The following is a 25,065-nucleotide window of genomic DNA, read 5'->3' on the forward strand; positions in this document are numbered from 1 at the left end:
ACCCCAGGGACTGCCTGTCGTGGCCGTCCCGGCTGGTCAGGCGCCGACGTCGCAGCCGTCCTTGCGCCACACGGCCACGACCGCGGGACGGTTGAGCTTGCCGGGTCCGTCGGGCCAGGCGCTCAGGGGCTTCTCGGCGGTCGCCCCGTCGACCTCGCCCGGGTGCTGCACAGCGACCAGGACACGGCGCTCCTGGATGATCGGCCCGCAGGTCTCGGCGCCGATCGGCACGCTCAGGAACTGCTTCAGCTCACCGCGCCGGTCACCGCGCGTAGCTACACCGAAGAGGCCGTCGTGGAAGCCGAGCGAGTTGCCGTCGGTGGAGATCCACAGGTTGCCGTACCGGTCGAAGGCGACGTTGTCCGGGCAGGAGATCGGGCTGACCTGGTCCTTCGGGAAGCCGGCGAAGTAGGTGGCCGGGTCCTCCGGGTCACCGGCGACCAGGAACAGGCTCCAGGCGAACTTGGTGCTGTCGGCGCGGTTCCAGCGCTCGGTGAGCTCCAGGACCTGCCCGTGCTTGTTGGCGTTGCGCGGGTTGGCCTCGTCCGGCTTGGCGTTCGAACCGACACCGCGGGCGCTGTTGTTGGTGAGGGCGAGGTACACCTTGCCGGTGTGCGGGTTGGGCTCGATGTCCTCGGGCCGGTCCATCTTCGTGGCGCCGACCTTGTCACCGGCGAGGCGGGTGAAGACGAACACCTCTTCGGCGGTCATGCCCTCGACGTGGGACACCGCACCGTCCGCCGTCGCCGTGGCCAGCGGAATCCACTCGCCGGAGCCGTCGAACTCGCCGTCCCGCGGAAGCTTGCCGGTGCCGTCTATCTCGATCGCGGGGGAGTCACCCGTGAGCTTGGCGACGTAGAGGGTGCCCTCGTCGAGCAGCGACAGGTTGTGCTCGCGGACGGCGCGGGAGTAGCCCTTCTTCATCCGCTTGCTGCCGACGAACTTGTAGAAGTAGTCGAAGCGCTCGTCGTCACCGGAGTACACGACCGGACGGCCGTCGTGCGTCAGACGCACGGTCGCGCCCTCGTGCTTGAAGCGGCCGAGCGCGGTGTGCTTGCGCGGCGTGGAGGTCGGGTCGTACGGGTCGAACTCGACGACGTAGCCGAAGCGGTGCGGCTCGTTGGGCTCCTGGGCGACGTCGAACCGCTTGTCGAACAGCTCCCACTTGCGGTCGCTGCCGCCGGTGGGCATGCCGTAGCGCTTGTCCGTCGTCCGGCTCGCGTTGGCGAAGTACTGGTTGAAGTTCTCCTCGCCGTGCAGCGTGGTGCCCCACGGGGTCACGCCGCCCGCGCAGTCGTTGAGGGTGCCGAGGACCTTGGTGCCGTTCGGGTCGGCGGAGGTCTTGACCAGGTCGGACCCGGCGACGGGCCCGGTGAGCCGGAACTCGGTCGTGGCGGTCACACGCCGGTTGAGGTGGTGCCGAGGCACGGGCGTCAGCTTCCCGGTCCTCCGATCCCCCTCGACGACGACGGCGGACAGCCCATGCGCGGCCCAGGCGATCTCGACCTGCTCGCGGGTGGGATTGTCCTCGTCGTAGTCGCGGAACATGAGCACCTCGTCGGTGTACTCGTGGTTCGCGACGAGGATCTGCCGGTTGCGCTCGCCGGGCAGCGGCAGCAGCGCCAGGAAGTCGCAGTTGTACCCGAACTGACCGGCCTGGGCCTTGGCGGTCTGGTTGTCCGGGTCGAAGGCGGGCGCGCCGCGCAGGATGGGCTCGCCCCAGCGGATCACGATGTTCTGGCCGTACCCCTCGGGGATGGTCACGGCGTCGTTGGTGTTCGGCGCGACGGGCGCGAAGCGCAGGCCGCGGGCACCCTTGTTGCCCGGCTTGCCCGGCTTGTGCCAGCGGTCGGCGGACGCGGCCTCGGCCTGCGGGGCGGCGGCGACGTTGGCAGCAGTGCCGGCAGCGGCGGCCGCGGTGACGACGGCGGCGGCACGCATCACGCTACGGCGGCTGAGGGCGCCGGCGATGACGTCGCCGACGTACGGGTTGGCGGTGGTGTTGGGCACCTCGTGGAAACAGGCGTCACCACAACGGAAACGGCAGGTCAGAGCGGACCGTCCACCCGCATGCGAGTCATTGGTTCTTACGATAGGCAGCAGATTGCGCACTATTACTCCCCTTGCTTCCCCTTTGAATCCGGCGTGACGGACGGTAGGAGCACGTTTGTGCGGGAGCGGAGCGATGGGGTGAACGGAGCGTGAACCGGAGGTATCTGTCAGGGAGTTGAGGTTTACGCACATCACGGCTTGGTCCGGCCCTTGACGCGGACGCCGTCACCCCTCCCCGGACCGCTAACCTTACGTGTCCGTCCTGGCCAGGGATTGACGGGCATCACCTCACGCGAAGGGTTGCGCACATGGGCATTCTCACTCTCCTGCGGAACGCATTCGGCCGCTCCCGCAAGGGCCGCAAGCCCGAGGCAGAGGGTGTCCCCACGCAGCCACAACCAACTCCCACCACGACCTCGCCGGTCCCCGAGCCCCGCGAGGAGCACGACCTTGTGGCGGCGGCGTTCGACAGGGTGACGACCCCCCACCCAACCCCATCCCACCCACTTTCGGCCGCGTCGGGAGACCGGGAGGAACGGGGCGTCCCCTCCCAACTAGCCACTGCTGAGGAGCCGCCGCACTCGGAGCAGCGGACGGCGGAGGAGGAACTGAGGGTCACGGGGGAGCCGACGGTCGCCGGGGAGCCGACGGTCGCGGACGAACTGACGATCGCGGAAGAACTGACGGTCAGGGAGAAGACGGTCAGGGAGAAGCTGACGGTCGCAGGGGAGTCGACGGTCGCGGACGAACTGACGGTCGCGGAGAAGCTGACGGCCACTGGCGAGCCGGCGGCCACGGAGAAGCTGACGGCCACGGAAGAGCCCGCGTCGGCTGCAGAGCCCGAGGTGGCGACCGAGACGCCGGTGGCCGGGGCAGGGGCGTCGACCGAGATGCCGGAGGCCGAGGCGGCGACCGAGACGCCGGAGGCCGAGGGAGAGGCGAAGCCGGAGGCAGAGGCGAAGCCGGAGACGGACGCCGCGCCGGAGGCAGAGGCGACGACCGAGCCGGAGGCGACCACGCCGACCGCACCGGAAGCGAACGCGACGACCGAGACGGACACGGAGCCGGAAGCCGCGACCGACACCGCGCCGGAGACCAAGGCCGACGCCGAGGTCGAGGCGCAGCCGGAGACCAAGCCCGAAGCCGAGGCGGCGGCCGAGCCCACCCCGCGGCCCGAGCCGGAGGCCAAGACCGACGCTGAGGTCGAGGCGGCGGCCGAGCCCACCCCGCAGCACGAGCGGGAGGCCGAGGCGCAGCCGCAGACCGAGCCCGAGGCCGAAGTCACGCCCGAAGCCGAGCCGGCCCCGGAGGTCGCGGCGAAGCCGCAGACCGCCACTGAGGCCGAGGCCCGCCCTGAGGCCACCACGCCGATCACCCCGGAAGCCGACCCGACGACCGAGGCGAACGCGGAACCGACCCCGCAGGCCGACGCTGAGGTCGAGGCGGAGCCGGAGACCAAGCCCGAGCCCACCCCGGCCCCTGAAGCCCAAGCCACCCCCGAACCGGAGGCCGACGCTGAGGTCCCGGCGAAGCCAGAGACCGAGCCGGTAGCCGAGGTCGCGGCGGAAGCTGTGGCGGCCGAGAGCCCCGCCCCGGTCGACTCAACCCAGCCGGAACCCGAGCCCGCGGCCGAGGCCGAGGCCGAGGCCGTAATCGAACCGGAACCCACCCCTGCCGCCGCACCCGCCAACGGCGAGGACACCCCACAGGGGCCACCCGCACCCGACAACGAAAGCCGCACGGGTGGTGCGGGTGGGCACAACCTTCCAGTACCCCCCACCCTCCGCACGGCCTACACCGCAGCCGCCACCACCCTCAAGGCCCACAACACCCCCACCGCCACCAAGGTCTACCTCGTCCTCGACCGCTCCGCCTCCATGCGCCCGTACTACAAGGACGGCTCCGCCCAGGCCCTCGGCGAACAGACCCTCGCCCTCGCCGCCCACCTCGACCCCGAGGCAACGGTCCACGTCACCTTCTTCTCCACAGAACTCGACGGCACCGGCGAGCTCACCCTCCCCGACCACGAGAACAAGATCGACACCCTCCACGCCTCCCTCGGCCGCATGGGCCGTACCAGCTACCACGTCGCCGTCGAGGACGTCCTCACCCACCACGACAAGACCACCACCCCCACCACCCCCGCCCTCGTGATCTTCCAGACCGACGGCGCCCCCGACGCCAAAACCCCCGCCACCCAGGCCCTCACCAACGCCGCGAAATCCCACCCCCACATCCACTTCGCCTTCGTCGCCTTCGGTGAACACGACAACAAGGCCTTCGATTACCTCCGCAAACTGAAGACCGACAACACGTCCTTCTTCCACGCGGGCCCCACCCCGAAGGAACTCACCGACACCGAGTTCTACGAAGGCGTCCTCGCAAACTGGCGCCCATAGCGCCCGCAGAATCCCCCACCCCCGGCCGCCCGCTTCTCACCCCGTAAAACGGGAAGCGGGCGGCCCACCCATGTCGGCTACGATTTCAAGGTTCGTAAACAAACGCAGCGACCTGGGAGCAGCCCCCGATGGCTCGACACCTCATCACCAGCGCCCTTCCGTACATCAACGGGATCAAGCACCTGGGCAACATGGTGGGGTCCATGCTCCCGGCAGACGTCTACTCCCGCTACCTCCGCCAGCGCGGCCACGACGTCCTCTACATCTGCGCCACCGACGAACACGGCACCCCCGCCGAACTCGCCGCCAAGGAGCAGGGCCTCCCGGTCGACGAGTTCTGCGCCCAGGCGCACGACGCCCAGAAGGCGGTCTACGACGGCTTCGCCCTCGCCTTCGACTACTTCGGCCGCAGCTCCAGCCCGCAGAACGTCGAGATCACCCAGCACTTCGCCCGCAAGCTCAACGAGAACGGTTTCGTCGAGGAGCGCGCGATCCGCCAGGTGTACAGCCCCACCGACGGCCGCTTCCTCCCGGACCGCTACGTCGAGGGCACCTGCCCCCACTGCGGCTACGACAAGGCCCGCGGCGACCAGTGCGAGAACTGCACCCGCGTCCTCGACCCCACCGACCTGATCAACCCCCGCTCGGCGATCTCCGGCTCCACCGACCTGGAGGTCCGCGAGACCAAGCACCTCTTCCTCCTCCAGTCCAAGCTCCAGCACGAGGTCGAGGAGTGGGTCGCCCGCCACGAGGCCGACTGGCCCCAGCTGGCCTCCTCCATCGCCCGCAAGTGGCTGAACGAGGGCCTGCACGACCGCGCCATCACCCGCGACCTGGACTGGGGCGTCCCGGTCCCCGCCGACACCTGGCCGGACCTCGCGGCCGAGGGCAAGGTCTTCTACGTCTGGTTCGACGCGCCGATCGAGTACATCGGCGCGACGAAGGAGTGGTCGGACCTGGACCCGGAGAACCGGGACTGGAAGTCCTGGTGGTACGACGTGGACGACACCGTCCGCTACACCGAGTTCATGGCCAAGGACAACGTCCCCTTCCACACCGTGATGTTCCCAGCCACCGAGCTGGGCGTGCGCGAGCCGTGGAAGAAGGTCGACTACGTCAAGGCCTTCAACTGGCTCACGTACTACGGCGGAAAGTTCTCCACCTCCCAAAAGCGCGGCGTCTTCACCGACCAGGCGCTCGAAATCCTCCCCGCCGACTACTGGCGCTACTTCCTGATCGCCAACGCCCCTGAGTCGGACGACGCGTCCTTCACCTGGGAGCACTTCACGGCGACGGTGAACAAGGACCTCGCCGACACCCTCGGCAACTTCGTCAACCGCGTCCTGTCCTTCTCCAAGAAGCGCTTCGGCGAGGAGGTCCCGGCCGGCGGCGAGCCCGGCCCGGCGGAGGTGGCGCTGGGCGAGGAGATCGCCCGCCTGCTCGCGGAGTACGAGGAGCAGATGGAGGCCCTCCAGTTCCGCAAGGCCGCGGCCGCGCTGCGCGCGCTGTGGTCCGCGGGCAACTCCTACCTGGAGGAGAAGGCCCCCTGGCTGGAGATCAAGACCAACAAGGACGGCGCCGCCCTCACGCTCCGCACGGCGATGAACCTCATCCACCTCTACGCGGTCGTCTCCGAGCCCTTCATCCCGGCCACGGCCGCCACCATGCGCTCGGTCTTCACCCTCCCCGACGACACGGCCCCCTGGGTCACCGAGCCCGAGGCGAAGTCCCTCACCTCGGTCCCGCCGGGCACCCCCTTCACCGTCCCCCCGGTCCTGTTCGCCAAGCTGACGGACGAGGACCTGGAGACGTACAAGGAGCGCTTCGGCGGCGAAACAACCGCGTAACAGCCCTTCTCGGACCCCTCACTCACCGGGTATACCTGGCCAAGATCACGTGACTTGCCAAGATCACGGACACTGAGTGGGGGGGTCCATCCATGGCACTGTTCGGAAACGCGCACAGCATCGATCCGGCGGCGGCGCAGCAGGACTACGCGCGTCTGCTGGGTCAGGGGGAGCAGGTGCACGCCGCGTACCTGCTGATCCGCGACACCATCCTGTTCACTGACCGCCGTCTGATCCTGGTCGACAAGCAGGGCATCACCGGCAAGAAGGTGGAGTACCACTCCATCCCGTACCGCAGCATCACGCACTTCGCCGTCGAGACCGCCGGCACCTTCGACCTCGACGCCGAACTGAAGATCTGGCTCTCCGGCTCCCAGACCCCGATCCAGAAGACCTTCACCAAGGGCGTCGACATCTACGAGGTACAGGCCATCCTGACGCAGTTCGTGGCGAGGTGAGCCGAGTGCGCCCGGGGTGCGGACCACCCCGGGCGCCCTCTGCCCTGCTCAGGGGCTAGGTGCCCGTGTTCGTCGCCTCCGGGTCCACGCCGACCGTGATGGTGGCGAGGACGCCCTTGGCGATGTCGTTCTTCTTGTACTTCAGCTTCAGCAGACCACCGGTCGTGCCGGACTGGTCGTAGATGGTGTCCTCGGTGAGCGTCGTGCGCTCGGTTGTCGAGGTCGAGTACGGCTCCACCTCCGCCGACGCCAGGACCGCCTCCTCGTCGAAGAAGAACTGACCCGTGTGGCAGGTGTTGCCGCCCTCGTAACCGGCGTCCGTCCAGGTGCCGCTCACATGCACCTTGGTGTGGATGTGCACGCAGCGGCCGCGGTACCAGCCCGGGAAGATGGTCCTGAAGGTGACGAAGCCCTGCTTGTCCGTGCGCCAGGTGCCGCGCAGGTAGCGCTCGTCGTCCGTCGGCTCCTCGTGCACGCCGCCGCCCGTACCGCCGCTCGGCGCGCCGGACGGGGGCTCGCCGGTCGGGGTGCCGGTGGGGGTGCCCGAGGGGGCGTCCGTGGGCGGGGTGCCACCGCCGCCGGTCGACAGGCTCTCGTAGCCCGAGTAGATGCCCAGCGCGTCGCAGTGCCAGATGTCCACGGCCGCGTTGCGCAGCGGCTTGCAAGTCTCGGAGTCGATCACCTTGATGCGGAGGGTGAGCGGGATGCCCTCCTTGTCCTCGGTGATGTCCTGGCGGATCTTGTCCGCGTCGATGTAGTAGGGGCCCTCGGTGGTCTCCGAGGTGAGCTGGTAGCAGGCCTCACCCGTGGCCGCCGTGCCCTGCTTCTTCTCACCCGCGAAGGCGCCCGCCGCGAGCGTGCCGCCGACGCCCACCGCCACGACCGCTCCACCCCCGGCGATCACGACCTTACGGCGGGTCAAGTCCCGTTTGTGTCGCGGGGAATGGCTCTTGGATTCCGTGTTCTCCGTCATGGGCGGGACGCTAGGGAGCGCACCTGTCAGCACCATGAGTAAGAGCTGGGTGAGAGCCCTGCATACGAAAGCGGCCCGGAACCAACCCCGGTTCCGGGCCGCCCGCGCTCGGCAGGGCTACTTCGGCTGCGGCTTGCGCACCGACAGGTGCAGCTCCTTCAGCCGGGCCTCCTCCAGCTCCGTCGGAGCGCCCATCATCAGGTCCTGCGCGTTGCCGTTGAGCGGGAACGCGATGGTCTCGCGGATGTTGGGCTCGTCGGCCAGCAGCATCACGATGCGGTCGACGCCGGGCGCGATGCCGCCGTGCGGCGGGGCGCCGAAGCGGAACGCGCGCAGCATGCCGGCGAACTTCTCCTCGACGGTCTCCCGGTCGTACCCGGCGATCTCGAAGGCCTTGAGCATGATGTCCGGCTCGTGGTTCCGGATCGCGCCGGAGGACAGCTCGACGCCGTTGCAGACGATGTCGTACTGCCAGCCCAGGATGTCCAGCGGGTCCTGGGTCTGAAGCGCCTCCAGGCCGCCCTGCGGCATGGAGAACGGGTTGTGCGAGAAGTCGATCGCGCCGGTCTCCTCGTCCTTCTCGTACATCGGGAAGTCGACGATCCAGCAGAAGCGGAAGACGCCCTCCTCGAAGTGCCCGGCCCGCTTCGCGGCCTCGACGCGCACCGCGCCCATGATCTTCGAGACCTCGTCGAACTCGCCCGCGCCGAAGAACACGGCGTGCCCGGCGGCCAGCGAGAGGCGCTTGGTCAGCTCGGCGACGTTGTCCTCGGTCAGGAACTTCGCGATCGGGCCGGACAGCGTGCCATCCTCGCCGACCCGCACCCACGCAAGGCCCTTGGCGCCCAGCGTGATGGCGTACTCGCCGAGCTGGTCGAAGAACTTCCGGGGCTGCGAGGCGACGTCCGGCACCGGCAGCGCCCGCACGTGCTTGCCCGCGAACGCCTTGAACTCGGAGCCCTCGAAGATGTCGGTGATGTCCACCAGCTCCAGCTGGGCGCGCAGGTCCGGCTTGTCGGAGCCGTACTTCAGCATCGCCTCGCGGAACGGGATCCGCGGGAACGGGGACGTGACATGGTGGCCGTTACCGAACTCCTCGAACAGCTCGGTCATCAGCTTCTCGACCGGCTGGAAGACGTCCTCCTGCTCGACGAAGGACATCTCGATGTCGAGCTGGTAGAACTCGCCCGGCGAACGGTCGGCCCGCGCGTCCTCGTCGCGGAAGCAGGGCGCGATCTGGAAGTAGCGGTCGAAGCCGGAGATCATCAGCAGCTGCTTGAACTGCTGCGGGGCCTGGGGCAGGGCGTAGAACTTGCCCGGGTGCAGGCGGGACGGTACGACGAAGTCGCGGGCGCCCTCGGGGGAGGTGGCGCTCAGGATCGGGGTCGCCATCTCGTTGAAGCCCAGCGCCGTCATCTTGTGCCGGATCGCCGAGATGACCGCCGTACGCAGCATGATGTTGCGGTGCATGCGCTCGCGGCGCAGGTCCAGGAAGCGGTACTCCAGGCGCCGTTCCTCGTTGACCCCGTCCTCGGTGTTGATCGTGAAGGGTAGCGGCGCGGCCGCGCCCAGCACTTCGACCTCGCCGACCTCGATCTCGATCTCGCCGGTGGGCAGGTCGGGGTTGATGTTCTCGGTGCCACGGGAGACGACCTGGCCGTCGACCCGGACGACGGTCTCCTTGGAGAGCTTGTCCAGCGCCTCGTAGGCGGCCGTGTTCGGCCGGGCGACCAGCTGCGTGATGCCGTAGTGGTCGCGCAGATCGATGAAGAGGATGCCGCCCAGGTCGCGCCGATTGTGCAGCCAGCCACTCAGCCGGACGTCGGTGCCGACGTCAGAGGCGCGGAGCTCGCCGCAGGTGTGGGACCTGTACCGATGCATCGTCGTTCATCCAGCCTTCGCAGATCGGGGGTGTTTCACGTGAAACACCCCCAGAGTACCGGCCGCCCGCGAGGGCCTCTCCACGATTACCGGCGATGACGGGCGATGACCGGCGTGCGGCATCGGTGGCATCCTTCGATCAGCTCTTCTTAGAGTGGGGCAATGCGCACTGGTGAGCCCCTGCCCGCCGTGGGGCAGGTCCTCGCCGCCCTCGCGACCGGCCTGTGGCATTGGAACACGGCCACGAAGCTGGTCACGGTGGACGCCGAGGCCGCTCGGCTGCTCGGGCTGCCCGCCGAGCAGGCGACCATCACCGAGGCCCAGGCCAGGGCCCGGCTCCACCCCGTGGACTGGAACGAGATCGTCAGCGTCGTCGGCCTCGCCGCCGCCGAGGACACGGTCGCCGAGGTACGGGTCCGGATCATGGACGAGCGGGGCCGGGTGATCCGTACCGTCCGGAGCCGCTCCAAGCCGAGCTACGACCACGAACGCCGGGCCTTCGAGCTGATCGGCACCCTCCAGGAGGTCACCGACCCCCCGCCGGGCACCCCGGCGAGCCGCCGTGCGGTCACCGGCGACTGGCGGCGCTCCCGGGAGGCGTTCCTGCTGGACGCGGGCCGGGCGCTGGCCGAGGCGCGCTCCACGGCGGAGGTGCTGCGGGTCGCGGCCGGACTGTCGATGCCGGGCTTCTCCCCGGACGGGCTCGCCGTCTTCGGTGTGGAGGGCGACCGGCTGACGATCATCGGCCACCACGGCCACCGGCCCGGCGACGAGGGTCCCTTCACGCACATGGCCCTGGCGACGGACTATCCGGCTGCGGAAGTCGTACGCACCGGCCGCGCCGTCTATCTCCCCTCGCCCGACCACTACAAGTCCCGCTACCCGCTCACCTGGCCGCTCGCCGAGCGGTTCGGCCGCCAGTCGTGGGCCTTTCTGCCGCTGACCGTCGCCGGGCGCACCATGGGCGCCTGGATGGCGGCCTTCGCCCATCCCGTCGGGTTCACACCGGATGAGCGCTCCGTGCTGACGACGGTCGCCCGGATGCTCGCGCAGGCCCTCACCCGGGCCGGCACCGCCGAGTCCGAGCGGGAGCTGACCGACGGCCTGCAACGGTCCATGCTGCCCACGCTGGGCCCCGAGATCCCCGGCATGAGCGTCGCCGCCCGGTACATCCCCACCGGCGGCGGGCTCCAGGTCGGCGGCGACTGGTACGACATGATCCCGCTGCCCAGCGGGCGGATCGCCCTCGTCATCGGGGACGTCCAGGGGCATGACGTGCGGGCGGCGGGCCTGATGGGCCAGCTGCGGATAGCCCTGCGCGCGTACGCGTCCGAGGGCCACCGCCCCGACGCCGTACTGTCCCGCGCCTCCCGGTTCCTGCACGGCATCAGCACCACCGACGAGGACCCGGCCGACCTGCGCTTCGCGACCTGCCTGTACGTCGAGGCCGACCCGGAGACCGGCGTGCTGGACATCGCCCGCGCCGGGCACCCGGACCCGGCGATCCGGATGGCCGACGGCACGGTCCTGAAGCAACCGACGGCCGGCGGGCTGCCCCTCGGCATCGACCCGGACGCCGACTACCCCACCACGCAGCTGGTGCTCGAACCCGGCGAGACCATGCTGATCTGCACCGACGGCCTGATCGAGACCGGCGGACACGACCTGGAGACCGGCTGGGTGCGCATCCGCACCATCCTGGAGGAGCACAAGGGCGACCTGGAGGAACTCGCCGACTCCCTGGTCCAGGCCGTGCACGGGCCGTCCTCCCACCACACCACCGGCCCCCTCGCCGACCGGCGCGAGGACGACATCGCCGTACTGCTGCTGTGCCGGGAGCCCGAGGGCTGCGGCTGCGGCGACACCGTGACCGTATGGCCGAGAGTGCGGCGCACGATGCTGACGGTGGCCCAGGCCGAGCCCGAGCGGGTCGCCGTGGCCCGGCAGCAACTGCGCGAACTACTGCACGACTGGAGCTCCGCCGACCAGGTCGACTCGGCGGTGCTGCTGCTGTCCGAGACGCTCACCAACGTCCTCGTGCACACCGACACCGACGCGCTGCTGGTCGCCGAAGTCGCGGGGGAGCCGGGCGCGCGGCGGATGCGGGTGGAGGTCACCGACGCCAGCGACGACCTGCCGCACAAGCGCCGGCCCGGGGAACTGGCGTCCTCCGGGCGCGGCCTGATGCTGATCGAACTGCTGGCGCACGCGTGGGGGGTGGATCCGCGGGGCGAGGGCAAGAGCATCTGGTTCGAGCTGCACGAGCCGGACGGGCAGCCGTCGGCATAGCGGGGCCTGGCTACGGCTCGGCCGGTGTCCCGTACCGCGCCCGCATTTCGTGTACGACCCCGAAGGCGGCGGCGGTGAGCGGCACCGCCAGCAGCAGGCCCAGGATCCCGGCGACCGACGCCCCCGCGGTGATCGTGACCATCACCACCGCCGGATGCATCTGCACGGTCCGGCTCTGGACCATCGGCTGCAGCACATGCCCCTCCAGCACCTGCACGGCGAGCACCACCCCGAGCGCCCACAGCGCGATGACGAACCCCCGGTCGGCGAGTGCGACCAGCACAGCCACGGCACCGGAGAGGACCGCGCCGAGATAGGGGATGTACGCGCCGACGAACACCAGCGCCCCCAGCCCGACCGCGCCCGGCACGCCCAGGATCAGCAGCCCGACCGTGATGCACACCGCGTCGATGAAGGCGATGAAGGTGGTCCCGCGCATGAACCCCTCGACGGCCTGGAAGGCCCGCCGCGCCATGGCCTCGACGGTGTCGGCGGTCCCGCGCGGGGCGAGCGCGCGCAGACCACCGGAGGCCCGGTGGGAGTCCCGTAGGAAGAAGAAGACGAGCAGCAGCGCCAGTACGGCCATGGCGATGGTCTCGCCGACCACGCTGACCCCGCTGATCACACCGGAGGCGGCCGTCCCGCCGAACCTGCTCAGCAGCTCACGGGCGTTGGCGGCGATGTCGTCCAGCGAGGTGCCGGCCGCCCCGAAGTGCTCGGCGATGCCCTGCGCCGCCCGCCGCAACGAGGCGATGATCTGGTCGCCGGAGTCGACGAGCGCGGCGACGACGATGTACACGGCGCCGCCGACCACCGCCACCACGGCGACGCAGGTGAGCGCGGCGGCCACCGACCGGTTGACGCCGACCTTGACCAGCCGCCGGTACAGCGGCCCCAGCAGCGCGGTCCCGAGCAGCGCGAGCAGCACCGGTACGACGGCCGTGCGCAGTCGCCCGCAGAGCAGGACCACGACCCAGCCGACGGCGGCGGCCAGCACCACGACCACACACCAGGCTGCGAACCGCCGCACGGGAACGGGAAGCAGGTGCACGCCTCCACCCGACCACGCAACGGCCGGGCTGTCCTGCGCGAACAGCCCGGCCGAGTGACGGATCGTCAGAACCTCAGCCCCGCGGACCACTCTCCGTCATCCCGTGCACCGCCGGTATCGTCCCCAGCCGTCCCTTCTGGAAGTCCTCGAAGGCCTGCATCAGTTCGTCCTTGGTGTTCATGACGAACGGGCCGTAGTGGGCCATCGGCTCGCGGATCGGCTGCCCACCCAGCAGCACGACCTCCAGGTCCGGGGTGTGCGAGTCCTGCTTCTCGTCCGCGCGGACGGTCAGTGAACCGCCGTTGCCGAAGACGGCCGTCTGGCCCAGGTGGATCGGGCGGCGCTCCGCGCCCACCGCGCCCCGCCCCGCCAGCACGTACGCGAGCCCGTTGAAGTCCTCCCGCCACGGCAGGGTGATCTCCGCGCCCGGCGCCAGCGTCGCGTGGATCATGGTGATCGGCGTGTGCGTGATACCGGGACCGGCGTGACCGTCCAGCTCACCGGCGATGACACGGAGCAGCGCGCCGCCGTCGGGGGTGGTGAGCAGCTGGACGTTGCCGCCGCGGATGTCCTGGTAGCGCGGGGCCATCATCTTGTCCTTGGCCGGGAGGTTCACCCACAGCTGCAGGCCGTGGAAGAGGCCGCCGGACATGACGAGGGACTCCGGCGGGGCCTCGATGTGGAGGAGGCCCGAGCCCGCGGTCATCCACTGGGTGTCGCCGTTGGTGATGGTGCCGCCACCGCCGTTGGAGTCCTGGTGGTCGAAGATCCCGTCGATGATGTACGTGACGGTCTCGAAGCCGCGGTGCGGGTGCCAGGGCGTGCCCTTCGGCTCTCCGGGCGCGTACTCCACCTCGCCCATCTGGTCCATCATGATGAACGGGTCGAGGTGGCGGTAGTTGATCCCCGCGAACGCCCGGCGCACCGGGAAGCCCTCACCCTCGAATCCGCTCGGCGCGGTGGTGACGGCGAGCACGGGACGTGCCACGGCGTCGGCCGGTGCGGTCACACGGGGCAGCGTCAGCGGGTTCTCGACGGTCACTGCGGGCATGGTCGGTACCTCCTTGGGCGACGTGCGTCCCACTTTAGTTGAGCATTGAACTTTCTGCTAGCCCACAACGCCGACGGCCCGGAGGACATTCCCTCCGGGCCGTCGTCGTCGCAAAGATGCGCCGGTCCTGAATACCTGCGCCGACCTGCTAGCCGTACATCCGGCGCATCGCGAAGTCGACCATCTCCTCCACGGCCTTCGCGTCGAACACCATGCGGTGCTCGCCCTCCATGTCGAGGACGAAGCCGTACCCGGTCGGCAGCAGGTCGATCACCTCCGCGCCGGTGATCACGAAGTACTTGGACTCCTTGCCCGCGTACCGCCGCAGCTCCTTCAGCGAGGTGAACATCGGGATCACCGGCTGCTGAGTGTTGTGCAGGGCGAGGAAACCGGGGTTGTCACCGCGCGGGCAGTACACCTTCGACGTCGCGAAGACCTGCTGGAAGTCCTCCGCGGACATCTGGCCGGTGGTGAAGGCACGCACCGCGTCCGCGAGCGAGGGCGGGGACGGCTCGGGGTACAGCGGCGGCTGCTGCTGTCCGTACCCGCCGGGCATCTGCTGCGGGGGGACGTAGCCCTGCTGGGCACCGACGTTCTGGTCGTAGCCGTACATGGGCGCAAGCGTACCGAGAGCGGCCGGGCGGGCGGGCCGGTACGGGGACCCTGGCAAACCGACAGCGACTCGACAGCCACCAGACTGGTTCCCCACAGCTGGCACTCCTAGCGTCTGCCGTACCGGAGGCGAGTGCCGGACACGGCACCACACCAGCGAGGGGACGGCAATGCACCGACACCACGACGACGAGGTCCACGAGCACGACAGAGGGCTCTCCTACGACCTTCCCGTCCTCGCCCGCCGCCGCATGATCCGGCTGATGGCGGGGGCGAGCCTGGTCCCGCTGGTGGGCTGCAGCACGAACGAGGACACCTCGGCGTCCGCCACGTCCTCCTCCACGTCCTCCTCCTCGGCGGCCTCCTCCGGCAGTTCCTCCTCGTCCGCGGAGTGCGCGGAGATCCCGGAGGAGACCGCCGGCCCCTACCCCGGCGACGGCTCGAACGGCGTGAACGTACTGAAGGAGAGCGGCGTCGTCCGCAGCGACATCACGACGAGCTTCGGCGACTCCGCGGGCGGCACCGCCGAGGGCGTGCCCATGACCATCACGCTCACGGTCGTGGACGCGGCCTCGGGCTGCGGCACCCCGAAGGAGGGCGCCGCCGTGTACCTGTGGCACTGCGACCGGGAGGGCAGGTACTCCCTGTACTCCGAGGGCGTGACGGAGGAGAACTACCTGCGGGGCGTCCAGGAGACGGACGACAAGGGCCAGGTGACCTTCACCAGCATCTTTCCCGCCTGCTACCAGGGCCGCTGGCCGCACATCCACTTCGAGGTCTACGGCAGCCTGGCGGACGCCACCGCCGCCACCTCGATCACGAACACCTCCCAGCTCGCGCTGCCGAAGGACGTCTGCGACACGGTGTACGCCACGGACGGCTACGACCAGAGCGTGCAGAACCTCGGCCAGTTGTCCCTGGAGACGGACAACATCTTCAGCGACGGCTACGACCAGCAGCTGGCCACGGTGACGGGCAGCGTCGAGCAGGGCTACACGGCGACGCTCACGGTGCCGGTGTGACCCGTCACAGATGACCGGATCGGGGTTGCGTCTTATTACTGGCGGGTAGCATCATCCTAGCTACTAGTTGGTACGTGAACTTGGGCGCGAGGAGTCAGTGCCTCGCCGATCTCTCTCAACGGAGCCAGTCGCCATGGGGCACTACAAGTCGAATCTCCGCGACATCGAGTTCAACCTCTTCGAAGTACTCGGGCGCGACAAGCTGTACGGCACCGGCCCGTTCGAGGAGATGGACGTCGACACCGCCAAGAGCATCCTGGACGAACTGACCCGGCTCGCGGAGAACGAGCTGGCGGAGTCCTTCACGGACGCCGACCGCAACCCGCCGGTCTTCGACCCGGAGACCAACACCGCGCCGGTCCCGGCGTCCTTCAAGAACAGCTACCAGGCCTTCATGGACTCCGAGTACTGGCGGCTCGGCCTGCCCGAGGCCATCGGCGGTACGACGGCTCCCCCGTCGCTGATCTGGTCGTACGCGGAGCTGATCCTCGGCGCGAACCCGGCCGTGTGGATGTACTCCTCCGGCCCGGCCTTCGCCGGGATCCTCTACGACGAGGGCAACGACGTACAGAAGAAGATCGCGCAGATCGCCGTCGACAAGCAGTGGGGCTCGACGATGGTCCTCACCGAGCCGGACGCCGGTTCGGACGTGGGCGCGGGCCGCACCAAGGCGGTGCAGCAGGAGGACGGCTCCTGGCACATCGAGGGCGTGAAGCGCTTCATCACGTCCGGTGAGCACGACATGTCGGAGAACATCCTCCACTACGTGCTGGCGCGTCCGGAGGGTGCCGGTCCGGGCACCAAGGGGCTCTCCCTCTTCCTCGTGCCCAAGTACCTGTTCGACTTCGAGACCGGCGAGCTGGGCGAGCGCAACGGCGTGTACGCCACGAACGTCGAGCACAAGATGGGCCTGAAGGCCTCCAACACCTGCGAGATGACCTTCGGCGACCAGCACCCCGCCAAGGGCTGGCTGATCGGCGACAAGCACGACGGCATCCGCCAGATGTTCCGGATCATCGAGTTCGCCCGGATGATGGTCGGCACGAAGGCGATCTCCACGCTGTCCACGGGCTACCTCAACGCGCTGGAGTACGCCAAGGAGCGCGTCCAGGGCCCGGACCTGGCGAACTTCATGGACAAGTCCGCCCCCAAGGTCACCATCACCCACCACCCCGACGTACGCCGCTCGCTGATGACGCAGAAGGCGTACGCGGAGGGCATGCGCGCGCTGGTGCTCTACACGGCGTCGGTGCAGGACGCGATCGCGGTGAAGGAGGCGGCCGGCGAGGACGCGAAGACCGAGCACGCGCTCAACGACCTCCTGCTGCCCATCGTCAAGGGCTACGGCTCCGAGAAGGGCTACGAGCAGCTCGCCCAGTCGCTGCAGACCTTCGGCGGCTCCGGCTTCCTGCAGGAGTACCCGATCGAGCAGTACATCCGCGACTCCAAGATCGACACCTTGTACGAGGGCACCACCGCGATCCAGGGCCAGGACTTCTTCTTCCGGAAGATCGTCCGCAACCAGGGCGCCGCGCTGAACTCCCTCGCCGAGGACATCAAGAAGTTCCTGGCCGTCGGCACGGGTGGCGTTGTGCTGGCCGACGCCCGCGAGCACCTCGCGAAGGCCGCCGTCGAGCTGGAGGCGATCGTCGGTCTGATGCTGACCGACCTCGCGGCCACCGAGCAGGACGTCAAGAACATCTACAAGGTGGGCCTGAACACCACCCGCCTGCTGATGGCCTCCGGTGACGTGATCGTCGGCTACCTGCTGCTCAAGGGCGCCGCGGTCGCCGCCGAGAAGATCGAGTCGGCCTCCGCCAAGGACAAGGCGTTCTACGCCGGCAAGATCGCGGCGGCGAAGTTCTTCGCGGCCACCGTGCTGCCGGGCGTGACGCTGGCCCGCAAGGTCGCGCAGGGCGTGGACCTGGACCTGATGGAGCTGGACGAGGCGGCGTTCTAGCCTCGATTGAGGCGGCGGCCGGCCGGATTTCCCCATCGCCCTTACGAGGGCCCGCTCCCCCTTTCCGGGAGCGGGCCCTCGTACGTCGTTAAGGTGAACCCCATGAGCGAACCCTCCCGCTTCGACCGCGGCCACACCGACGACCTCATGTCCTTCCTGGCGGCGAGCCCCTCGCCGTACCACGCCGTGGCGAACGCCGCCGAGCGGCTGGAGAAGGCGGGCTTCCGGCAGGTCGCGGAGACGGACGCCTGGGACGGGACGAGCGGCGGCAGGTTCGTGCTGCGCGGTGGCGCGATCGTGGCGTGGTATGTCCCGGAGGGTGCCGCGCCGCACACCCCGTTCCGGATCATCGGCGCGCACACCGACTCCCCCAACCTGCGCGTCAAGCCGCTGCCCGACACCGGGGCGCACGGCTGGCGCCAGGTGGCGGTGGAGATCTACGGCGGGCCGCTGCTGAACTCCTGGCTGGACCGCGACCTCGGCCTCGCCGGCCGGCTGACGCTGCGCGACGGTACGACGCACCTGGTGAACGTGGACCGGCCGCTGCTGCGCGTCCCCCAACTGGCGATCCACCTGGACCGCTCGGTGTCCTCGGAGGGCCTCAAGCTCGACAAGCAGCGGCACCTCCAGCCCATCTGGGGCCTCGGCAACGACGTGCGCGACGGCGACCTGATCTCCTTCCTTGAGGCGGAGTCGGGGATCGGGGCGGGCGAGGTGACCGGCTGGGACCTGATGGTGCACTCCGTCGAGCCGCCCGCGTATCTCGGCCGCGACCAGGAGCTGATGGCCGGGCCGCGGCTGGACAACCTCCTCTCCGTGCACGCGGGCGTGGCCGCGCTGACCGCCGCCGCGACCGGCGGTGAGGAACTGTCCTGCATCCCGGTGCTGGCCGCCTTCGACCACGAGGAGAACGGCTCCCAGTCGGACACGGGCGCGGACGGGCCGCTGCTCGGTGGCGTCCTGGAGCGCTCCGTCTTCGCCCGCGGCGGCTCCTACGAGGACCGGGCGCGCGCCTTCGCGGCCACGGTCTGCCTCTCCTCCGACACCGGCCACGCGGTGCACCCCAACTACGCCGAACGCCACGACCCGACGCACCACCCGCGCGTCAACGGCGGCCCCATCCTCAAGGTCAACGTCAACAACCGCTACGCGACGGACGGTTCGGGGCGCGCGGTCTGGGCGGCGGCCTGCGAGAAGGCCGACGTCCCGTTCCAGTCGTTCGTCTCCAACAACTCCATGCCCTGCGGCACGACCATCGGCCCGATCACCGCGGCCCGCCACGGCATCCGCACGGTCGACATCGGCGTGGCGATCCTGTCGATGCACAGCGCCCGCGAACTGTGCGGCGCGGAGGACCCCTACCTGCTGACGCGGGCGCTGGTTGCGTTCCTGGAGAACTGAGTACCGCGTGCCCGCATTCAGCATGGCTCTCACGCACCGGGGTACCCGCCTCGGACCGGAAGCTCCGGAAAGCACCGGACCGGAACAGGGAGGCAACGCTCATGGGCCTCGGCGGGTGCATCATTCTCATCGCCGTGGGAGCCATCCTCACGTTCGCTACCGACTGGAACATGGAGGGGGTCAACCTCGATCTCGTCGGCGTCATCCTGATGATCGTCGGACTGATCGGGGTCACGACGTTCAGCAGCATCGCGCGGCGGCGCCGTGTGGTGATGCCGCCCTCGACGCCGGTCGTGGAGGAGGAACGGCACCACCGCCGGCGCGACGGCTACAGCGACGGATACGGGGTTTGACGCCCCGCCAGGTCAGGCGTCCAGGCCGGCCAGGACGAGCGGCAGGCGGTCCGCACCGCTGTCGGTGAGGCGGACCGGGACGCCCCAGTCCTGCTGGTGGACATGGCAGGCGGGGTATTCGTTGGCAGCATCGTCGTCGCAGGACGCGGCCATCGCGGAGACGTGCAGGACGCCCTCCGGCACGGCGGGGTTGAGTTCCAGGGCGCGGGACAGGTCTGTTCCCGCGCCCTCGCCGTGTATCAGGAGCTCCGGCGGCGTCGACGAGACCAGCAGGCGGGTCGAGGGGCCGTACCGGGTGTCGAGCTTCTGACCTGCGGGCGCCTGGAAGATCACGTCCAACTGAAGCCGCCCGGGGGCGACTTCCGTCGCCGCACGCTGCGTGCGGTGCGCGACCGCCTCGACGCGGACCGCCTCCTCCGGCAGCCGCAGCCGGGTCAGGCGGTGCCGGGCCGACTCCACGACCACGATGTCGTCGCCGACCAGCACCGCGTCGCTCGGCTCGCGCACGTCCGTGGCCAGGGTGGTGACTTCGCCGGTCGCGGGGTCGTAGCGGCGCAGGGCGTGGTTGTAGGTGTCGCTGACGGCCACCGAGCCGTCGGGCAGGGCCGTGACGCCCAACGGGTGCTGGAACAGGGCCTGGTCGGCCGGTCCGTCGCGATGGCCGAAGTCGAACAGGCCCGTGCCGACGGCGGTGTGGACGGTGCCGTCGAGGTCGACCCAGCGCAGCGCCGACGTCTCCGAGTCCGCCAGCCACAGCCGGTCGGGCGTGGCCGCGAGTCCGGACGGCTGGGCGAACCAGGCCTCGGGGGCGGGGCCGTCGACCAGGCCCTCGTTGGTGGTCCCGGCCGCGACGGAGACCGTGCCGTCGGCGGGGTCGTAGGCCCAGAGCTGGTGCACTCCCGCCATCGCGATCCACACCCGGTCGGCGAAGAGCGCCACGTCCCACGGCGAGGAGAGGTTGACCTCGCGGCCGGGGCCGGACGTCGGGTCGCCCTGCATCCACTGCCTGCCGGTCCCGGCGAGCGTGGTGACCTCACCGGAGGTGAGGTCCAGGCGGCGCAGGGCGTGGTTGACGGTATCGGCGACCACGACCGAGCCGTCGTCGAGGAGCGCGAGCCCCTGCGGCTCGTTGAAGGACGCCGCCTCGGCCGACCCGTCGGCGAACCCGCGCGCCCCGGACCCGATCCGCCGTACGACGCTCTCCCCGTCCTCCGCCAGCTCCACCAGCTGATGCCGGGTCGTGTCACTGACCAGGAACGTCCCGCCGGGCAGCAGCAGCGCCTTGCCCGGGAACCGCAGCACCGTCGGCTCGGGCTCCGGCGCCACATACGGCCCGTCCCCCCGCCGCAGCGTGCCCTTCGCCGCGTGCTCCGCCTCCAGCTCCGTCACCAGCCGCTCGATGGCGTGCACATGCCCCTCACCGGCGTGCTGGGCGACGACGTACCCCTCGGGGTCGATCACCACGAGCGTCGGCCAAGCGCGCACGGCGTACTGCTTCCAGGTGCCGAGCTCGGGGTCGTCGAGCACCGGGTGTTCCACCCCGTACCGCTCCACGGCGTCCACCACCGCCGCGTGGTCGGCCTCGTGCACGAACTTCGGCGAGTGCACCCCGATGACCACGACCGTGTCCCGGTGCTTCTCCTCCAGCTCCCGCAGCTCGTCCAGGACGTGCAGGCAGTTGATGCAGCAGAACGTCCAGAAGTCCAGGACGACGATGCGTCCGCGCAGGTCGGCGAGGCTGTACTGCTTCCCGCCCGTGTTCAGCCAGCCGCCCTTGCCGATCAGCTCGGGGGCGCGGACACGGGCACGGCGAGGGCGCGGGGCCGGGGCGGGATCGGTCATGGCTCAAGAGTGCCACCCACCACTGACAGTCACCGCAGCGCATGCCCTGTCGTCGCGTCCACATGGTCAGGTACGTCGTCGTGGCGGTCGCCGACCGTGAGGGTGCCGGTGGGTTCGAACAGGAGGATCGCGGTGGGGACCGGGGCGTACGGCTTGTGCTCGGTCCCGCGCGGGACCGTGAAGACCGACCCCTGCGGGAGGACGACCGTGCGCTCGCCGTCCGCCTCCCGCAGGGCGATGTGCAGCTCGCCCTCGATGACCAGGAAGAACTCGTCGGTGTGGTCGTGCACATGCCAGACGTGCTCGCCCTCGACCTTCGCGACGCGTACGTCGTAGTCGTTGACGGCGGTGACGATGCGGGGGCTCCACTGGTCGGTGAAGGATGCCAGGGCCTTGGTCAGCGAGATCGGTTCCATGGGGTCATCGTGCGGGGTGGTGCCGTACGCGCACGAGTGCTAGGAATCGCATATGCCGCAAGGATCCTCTCAGCAGGCGGGACCGCATCGGGTCACGGTGATCGTCGACGAGGGCACCAATCCGTTCGAGGTGGGTGTCGCGACCGAGCTGTTCGGGCTGCCACGTCCCGAACTCGGCCTCCCGGCGCCCCTCTACGAGGTGACCCTGTGCACACCCGCGCCCGAGGTCCGGATGAACCACGGCTTCTTCGCCCTGACCGGCGTGCCCGGTCTGGAGGCCGTGGACGAGGCCGACACCCTCGTCGTACCCGGCCGCCCCGACAATGTGGTGCCGCGCGCCCCCGCCGTCCTGGACGCCATCCGGCGTACCCACGCGCGCGGGGCACGTGTCGTGAGTTTCTGCACCGGCAGCTTCGCGCTCGCCGAGGCCGGGCTGCTCGACGGTCGCCGGGCCACCACGCACTGGCGCTGGGCCGAGGCGTTCCGGGAGCTGCACCCGAAGGTGCGGCTGGAGCCGGACGTGCTGTTCGTGGACGAGGGCGACCTCCTGACCGCGGCCGGCAGTGCGGCGGCCCTCGACCTCGGGCTGTACATCTGGCGCCAGGACCACGGCGCCGAGATCGCGAACGCCGTCTCGCGGCGTCTGGTGTTCGCCGCGCACCGGGACGGCGGTCAGAAGCAGTTCGTGGAGCGGCCGCTGCCGGAGATTCCGGACGAGTCCCTGGGGCCGCTGCTGGCGTGGGCGCAGGAGCGGCTGGGCGAGCCGCTGACCGTGGCGGACCTGGCGGCGCGGGCCACGGTGTCCCCGGCCACCCTGCACCGGCGCTTTCGCGCGCAGCTCGGTACGACGCCGCTGGCGTGGCTGACGGGGGAGCGGGTGGCGCTGGCCTGCCGGCTGATCGAACGCGGCGAGGAACGGCTGGATGTGGTGGCCGCGCGCTGCGGGCTGGGCACGGCGGCGAACCTGCGGGCGCGGCTGCGGCGCGAGACCGGCCTCAGCCCGTCGGCCTACCGGCGGCGTTTCGGACCGGCCGCCGGGGAACCGGTCATGGCATGAGATTCCTCGTACGCGAACGGCTCCTCGGCCTCGGTGACGACTACTGGATCGAGGACGACAAGGGCAACAAGGCCTTCCTCGTCGACGGCAAGGCGATGCGGCTGCGGGACACCTTCGAACTGAAGGACACCCAAGGGCGGGTGCTGGTCGACATCCGGCAGAAGATGTTCGCCCTGCGGGACACCATGCTGATCGAGCGGGACGGCGAGCCGCTGGCCCGCATCCGGCGCAAGCGGCTGTCGCTGCTGCGCAACCACTACAAGGTGAGCCTGGTCGACGGCACCGAGCTCGACGTCAGCGGCAAGATCCTCGACCGCGAGTTCGCCATCGAGTACGACGGTGAGCTCCTCGCCGTGATCTCCCGCCGCTTCCTGCACGTGCGGGAGACGTACGGCGTGGACGTCGTCCGCGACGACGCGGACCCGGCACTGCTGATCGCCGTGACGGTGTGCGTGATCCACCTGGCGGACAAGGAGCGGGGGGACGACTGAGGCCTTCCGGCGGATCAGCCCCGTTTCAACTTCAACGCCGAGGCCGTTCCACCCCCAGCACCCGGTCCTTCAGCGCCGGGAACTGTTCCCGGGTCGCCGCCACCTTCCCGGGGTCGAACTCCACCGTGAGGACCTCCTCGTCCGCGCCGGCCTCCGCCAGCACCTCACCCCACGGATCGACCACGATCGAGTGACCGGCCTGCGGAACTCCCGCATGCGTCCCGGCCGTTGCACACGCGAGGACGAACGCCTGGTTCTCCACCGCCCGCGCCTGAGCCAGCAGCGTCCAGTGGGAGCGCCGCCGTTCCGGCCACCCCGCCGGGATCACAAAGGTCTCGGCACCCACGTCGACAAGCCCGCGGAACAACTCGGGGAAACGGAGGTCATAGCAGGTAGCCAGCCCCAGCGTCGTCGTACTAGGCATCCGGACGGTCACCAGGTCGTCGCCCGCGCCCATCAGCACGGCCTCGCCCTTGTCGAAGCCGAAGCGATGGATCTTGCGGTACGCGGCGACCAGATCACCGGCGGGAGAGAAGACGAGCGAGGTGTTGTACAGCGGCCCCTCAGGGTCACGCTCCGGAATCGAACCCGCGTGCAGCCACACGCCGGTATCGCTCGCGGCCTTGGCCATGGCCTCGTACGTCGCCCCCTCGATCGGCTCGGCCTCCCGGCCGAACTGCTCGTAGGCGAACGCCCCCGTCGTCCACAGTTCCGGCAGCACCACGAGGTCGGCGCCGGCCTGCGCCAGTACCAGAGAAACCGCCCGCTGTCGACGTTCCTCGACCGATTCGCCCTCGTCTACGGCGATCTGGATCAGAGAGGCGCGCACACTACCACCGTCCTGGCATTCGAGCCGTCCACACAGGCCTACGATCGTCACACGAAAGCACTGCCGGGGTGCCTCACAGCAGCGTAACTTAGCGTTTCGAGACACCCGCCGAGTGCAGCCACCTCCCACTGGCACCGCCGCCACAACCCGCCCGTGTACCGACCGCCGAGGGGTCCCGTTCCGTGAGTCTGCATCCCACCCTCCAGCCCTACGCCGACGCCTGGACCCACTCCATCGAAGCGATATCCGAGCTGGTGCAGCCCCTTGTGGAGGGCGAGTGGAACCGGCGGACCCCGTGCCCCGGCTGGTCCGTGCGGGACGTCGTCTCTCACGTGATCGGCCTGGACTGCGAGATGCTCGGCGACCCGCGCCCGATCCACACCCTCCCGCGCGACCTGTTCCACGTCACCAATGAGCACCAGCGCTACATGGAGATGCAGGTCGACGTGCGCCGTCACCACACGGCGCCGGAGATGACCTCCGAGCTGGAGTACACGATCATCCGGCGCAACCGTCAGCTGCGCAACGAGTCCCGCGACCCCGGCACCAAGGTGCGCGGCCCGCTCGGCACGGAGCTGACGCTGGAGGAGTCCATGCGGGCCCACGCCTTCGACGTGTGGGTACACGAGCAGGACCTGCGCGCCGCCCTCGGCCGCCCCGGCAACCTCGACTCCCCCGGCGCCCAGGTCGCCCGGGACGTCCTGCTGGCCGAACTCCCGAACATCGTCGCCGCCAAGGCGAACGCGCCGCGCAGCTCGGCGGTCGTCTTCGACGTGCACGGCCCCGTCGAGTTCCTGCGCACCATCCGCGTCGACATCCAGGGCCGCGGCACCCTGGAGACGGCCCCCGCCCTCGGCCCCGCCGCCACTCTCACCCTCGACTGGGAGACGTACGTCCGCCTGGCCTGCGGCCGCTTCACGCCCGAGGCGGTCGCGGACCGCGTCAAGACGGAGGGCGACCCGGGCCTGACGTCGGCGATCCTGCGCAACTTCACGGTGACGCCGTAACGCCGGTCGGCAGACTCAGCCCGTCCGGCGTTTGAGGACGAGGCCCGTTCAGGGCCGAAGCGGGGGTCCGGGGG

General features: G+C 70.0%; 20 protein-coding genes. 11 read left to right on the plus strand and 9 right to left on the minus strand.

Features of this window, described 5'->3' with window-relative positions:
- Nucleotides 1-36: 36 nt before the first annotated feature.
- A complete protein-coding gene (locus SSP24_RS26460) occupies nucleotides 37-2,112 on the minus strand; it encodes a PhoX family protein (protein WP_141312199.1) in 2,076 nt (691 codons plus the stop codon).
- A gap of 248 nt (nucleotides 2,113-2,360) precedes the next feature.
- Here SSP24_RS26460 and SSP24_RS26465 point away from each other — a divergent pair, with 248 nt between their 5' ends.
- The 3 genes from SSP24_RS26465 to SSP24_RS26475 all read left to right on the plus strand — a co-directional run bounded on the left by SSP24_RS26465 (nucleotide 2,361) and on the right by SSP24_RS26475 (nucleotide 6,756).
- Nucleotides 2,361-4,451 (plus strand): VWA domain-containing protein, encoded by a 2,091-nt coding sequence (locus SSP24_RS26465; RefSeq protein ID WP_141312200.1) that lies wholly within the window; start codon nucleotides 2,361-2,363, stop codon nucleotides 4,449-4,451.
- 128 nt (nucleotides 4,452-4,579) lie between these two features.
- Nucleotides 4,580-6,298 carry a methionine--tRNA ligase gene (gene metG / locus SSP24_RS26470; RefSeq protein WP_141312201.1) on the plus strand — a complete coding sequence of 573 codons (1,719 nt, stop codon included), beginning with the start codon at nucleotides 4,580-4,582 and terminating at the stop codon, nucleotides 6,296-6,298.
- 92 nt (nucleotides 6,299-6,390) lie between these two features.
- Nucleotides 6,391-6,756, plus strand: a complete 366-nt coding sequence (locus tag SSP24_RS26475; protein WP_141312202.1) for a PH domain-containing protein — start codon at nucleotides 6,391-6,393, stop codon at nucleotides 6,754-6,756.
- A gap of 55 nt (nucleotides 6,757-6,811) precedes the next feature.
- Here SSP24_RS26475 and SSP24_RS26480 read toward each other — a convergent pair whose 3' ends face one another.
- Together SSP24_RS26480 and aspS are read right to left on the minus strand one after the other, a co-directional pair.
- Complete coding sequence (locus SSP24_RS26480; RefSeq protein ID WP_141312203.1) at nucleotides 6,812-7,729, minus strand: intradiol ring-cleavage dioxygenase; 918 nt, start codon at nucleotides 7,727-7,729, stop codon at nucleotides 6,812-6,814.
- A 117-nt stretch (nucleotides 7,730-7,846) separates the two neighbouring features.
- Nucleotides 7,847-9,610: an aspartate--tRNA ligase gene (gene aspS, locus SSP24_RS26485; protein ID WP_141312204.1), complete on the minus strand. Its 1,764-nt coding sequence runs from the start codon at nucleotides 9,608-9,610 to the stop codon at nucleotides 7,847-7,849.
- A 162-nt stretch (nucleotides 9,611-9,772) separates the two neighbouring features.
- On the opposite strand from aspS, the gene SSP24_RS26490 reads away from it, so the two are divergent.
- Nucleotides 9,773-11,899: a SpoIIE family protein phosphatase gene (locus SSP24_RS26490; RefSeq protein WP_141312205.1), complete on the plus strand. Its 2,127-nt coding sequence runs from the start codon at nucleotides 9,773-9,775 to the stop codon at nucleotides 11,897-11,899.
- A gap of 10 nt (nucleotides 11,900-11,909) precedes the next feature.
- Here the strand turns inward: SSP24_RS26490 and SSP24_RS26495 are convergent, their stop codons facing one another.
- The 3 genes from SSP24_RS26495 to SSP24_RS26505 form a co-directional block, all read right to left on the minus strand.
- Nucleotides 11,910-12,950, minus strand: coding sequence for an AI-2E family transporter (locus SSP24_RS26495; RefSeq protein ID WP_141312206.1), 1,041 nt, complete (start codon nucleotides 12,948-12,950; stop codon nucleotides 11,910-11,912).
- Nucleotides 12,951-13,023: 73 nt separating this feature from the next.
- Nucleotides 13,024-14,001 carry a pirin family protein gene (locus SSP24_RS26500; RefSeq protein ID WP_141312207.1) on the minus strand — a complete coding sequence of 326 codons (978 nt, stop codon included), beginning with the start codon at nucleotides 13,999-14,001 and terminating at the stop codon, nucleotides 13,024-13,026.
- A gap of 148 nt (nucleotides 14,002-14,149) precedes the next feature.
- Complete coding sequence (locus SSP24_RS26505) at nucleotides 14,150-14,614, minus strand: SseB family protein (protein ID WP_141312208.1); 465 nt, start codon at nucleotides 14,612-14,614, stop codon at nucleotides 14,150-14,152.
- Nucleotides 14,615-14,783: 169 nt separating this feature from the next.
- On the opposite strand from SSP24_RS26505, the gene SSP24_RS26510 reads away from it, so the two are divergent.
- From SSP24_RS26510 to SSP24_RS26525, 4 genes are all read left to right on the plus strand, one after another.
- Nucleotides 14,784-15,635 (plus strand): intradiol ring-cleavage dioxygenase, encoded by an 852-nt coding sequence (locus tag SSP24_RS26510; RefSeq protein WP_141312209.1) that lies wholly within the window; start codon nucleotides 14,784-14,786, stop codon nucleotides 15,633-15,635.
- Nucleotides 15,636-15,768: 133 nt separating this feature from the next.
- Nucleotides 15,769-17,595, plus strand: a complete 1,827-nt coding sequence (locus SSP24_RS26515; protein ID WP_141312210.1) for an acyl-CoA dehydrogenase — start codon at nucleotides 15,769-15,771, stop codon at nucleotides 17,593-17,595.
- Between the two features lie 102 nt (nucleotides 17,596-17,697).
- The gene (locus SSP24_RS26520; protein WP_141312211.1) at nucleotides 17,698-18,996 is read left to right on the plus strand and encodes a M18 family aminopeptidase; all 1,299 of its coding nucleotides are present in this window, start codon (nucleotides 17,698-17,700) and stop codon (nucleotides 18,994-18,996) included.
- 101 nt (nucleotides 18,997-19,097) lie between these two features.
- On the plus strand, nucleotides 19,098-19,349 hold the full coding sequence (locus tag SSP24_RS26525) for a DUF6458 family protein (RefSeq protein ID WP_141312212.1): 252 nt from the start codon (nucleotides 19,098-19,100) through the stop codon (nucleotides 19,347-19,349).
- Between the two features lie 12 nt (nucleotides 19,350-19,361).
- On the opposite strand, the gene SSP24_RS26530 is transcribed toward SSP24_RS26525, so the two are convergent.
- Both SSP24_RS26530 and SSP24_RS26535 read right to left on the minus strand, forming a co-directional pair.
- The gene (locus tag SSP24_RS26530; RefSeq protein WP_141312213.1) at nucleotides 19,362-21,191 is read right to left on the minus strand and encodes an NHL domain-containing thioredoxin family protein; all 1,830 of its coding nucleotides are present in this window, start codon (nucleotides 21,189-21,191) and stop codon (nucleotides 19,362-19,364) included.
- A 29-nt stretch (nucleotides 21,192-21,220) separates the two neighbouring features.
- The gene (locus SSP24_RS26535; protein ID WP_141312214.1) at nucleotides 21,221-21,607 is read right to left on the minus strand and encodes a cupin domain-containing protein; all 387 of its coding nucleotides are present in this window, start codon (nucleotides 21,605-21,607) and stop codon (nucleotides 21,221-21,223) included.
- Between the two features lie 52 nt (nucleotides 21,608-21,659).
- Here SSP24_RS26535 and SSP24_RS26540 point away from each other — a divergent pair, with 52 nt between their 5' ends.
- Nucleotides 21,660-22,664 (plus strand): GlxA family transcriptional regulator, encoded by a 1,005-nt coding sequence (locus SSP24_RS26540; RefSeq protein WP_141312215.1) that lies wholly within the window; start codon nucleotides 21,660-21,662, stop codon nucleotides 22,662-22,664.
- Nucleotides 22,661-23,155, plus strand: coding sequence for an LURP-one-related/scramblase family protein (locus SSP24_RS26545; protein ID WP_141312216.1), 495 nt, complete (start codon nucleotides 22,661-22,663; stop codon nucleotides 23,153-23,155). The genes SSP24_RS26540 and SSP24_RS26545 overlap by 4 nt, the downstream gene beginning before the upstream one ends.
- 31 nt (nucleotides 23,156-23,186) lie before the next feature.
- Here SSP24_RS26545 and SSP24_RS26550 read toward each other — a convergent pair whose 3' ends face one another.
- Entirely contained in the window at nucleotides 23,187-23,984 is a 798-nt protein-coding gene (locus SSP24_RS26550) for a carbon-nitrogen family hydrolase (protein ID WP_141312217.1), read from the minus strand.
- A gap of 182 nt (nucleotides 23,985-24,166) precedes the next feature.
- Here SSP24_RS26550 and SSP24_RS26555 point away from each other — a divergent pair, with 182 nt between their 5' ends.
- Nucleotides 24,167-24,991 carry a maleylpyruvate isomerase family mycothiol-dependent enzyme gene (locus SSP24_RS26555; RefSeq protein WP_141312218.1) on the plus strand — a complete coding sequence of 275 codons (825 nt, stop codon included), beginning with the start codon at nucleotides 24,167-24,169 and terminating at the stop codon, nucleotides 24,989-24,991.
- Nucleotides 24,992-25,065: the final 74 nt, after the last annotated feature.

Origin of the sequence: Streptomyces spinoverrucosus (assembly GCF_006539505.1) — a bacterium.
GTDB lineage: Bacteria > Actinomycetota > Actinomycetes > Streptomycetales > Streptomycetaceae > Streptomyces > Streptomyces spinoverrucosus.

Bases quoted from the DNA above. Each gene is read 5' to 3' on its own strand.
- SSP24_RS26465 (WP_141312200.1), top strand. From the start codon at position 2,361: ATGGGCATTCTCACTCTCCTGCGGAACGCATTCGGCCGCTCCCGCAAG.
- metG (WP_141312201.1), top strand. From the start codon at position 4,580: ATGGCTCGACACCTCATCACCAGCGCCCTTCCGTACATCAACGGGATC.
- SSP24_RS26475 (WP_141312202.1), top strand. From the start codon at position 6,391: ATGGCACTGTTCGGAAACGCGCACAGCATCGATCCGGCGGCGGCGCAG.
- SSP24_RS26480 (WP_141312203.1), bottom strand. From the start codon at position 7,729: ATGACGGAGAACACGGAATCCAAGAGCCATTCCCCGCGACACAAACGG.
- aspS (WP_141312204.1), bottom strand. From the start codon at position 9,610: ATGCATCGGTACAGGTCCCACACCTGCGGCGAGCTCCGCGCCTCTGAC.
- SSP24_RS26490 (WP_141312205.1), top strand. From the start codon at position 9,773: ATGCGCACTGGTGAGCCCCTGCCCGCCGTGGGGCAGGTCCTCGCCGCC.
- SSP24_RS26500 (WP_141312207.1), bottom strand. From the start codon at position 14,001: ATGCCCGCAGTGACCGTCGAGAACCCGCTGACGCTGCCCCGTGTGACC.
- SSP24_RS26505 (WP_141312208.1), bottom strand. From the start codon at position 14,614: ATGTACGGCTACGACCAGAACGTCGGTGCCCAGCAGGGCTACGTCCCC.
- SSP24_RS26510 (WP_141312209.1), top strand. From the start codon at position 14,784: ATGCACCGACACCACGACGACGAGGTCCACGAGCACGACAGAGGGCTC.
- SSP24_RS26515 (WP_141312210.1), top strand. From the start codon at position 15,769: ATGGGGCACTACAAGTCGAATCTCCGCGACATCGAGTTCAACCTCTTC.
- SSP24_RS26520 (WP_141312211.1), top strand. From the start codon at position 17,698: ATGAGCGAACCCTCCCGCTTCGACCGCGGCCACACCGACGACCTCATG.
- SSP24_RS26525 (WP_141312212.1), top strand. From the start codon at position 19,098: ATGGGCCTCGGCGGGTGCATCATTCTCATCGCCGTGGGAGCCATCCTC.
- SSP24_RS26530 (WP_141312213.1), bottom strand. From the start codon at position 21,191: ATGACCGATCCCGCCCCGGCCCCGCGCCCTCGCCGTGCCCGTGTCCGC.
- SSP24_RS26535 (WP_141312214.1), bottom strand. From the start codon at position 21,607: ATGGAACCGATCTCGCTGACCAAGGCCCTGGCATCCTTCACCGACCAG.
- SSP24_RS26540 (WP_141312215.1), top strand. From the start codon at position 21,660: ATGCCGCAAGGATCCTCTCAGCAGGCGGGACCGCATCGGGTCACGGTG.
- SSP24_RS26545 (WP_141312216.1), top strand. From the start codon at position 22,661: ATGAGATTCCTCGTACGCGAACGGCTCCTCGGCCTCGGTGACGACTAC.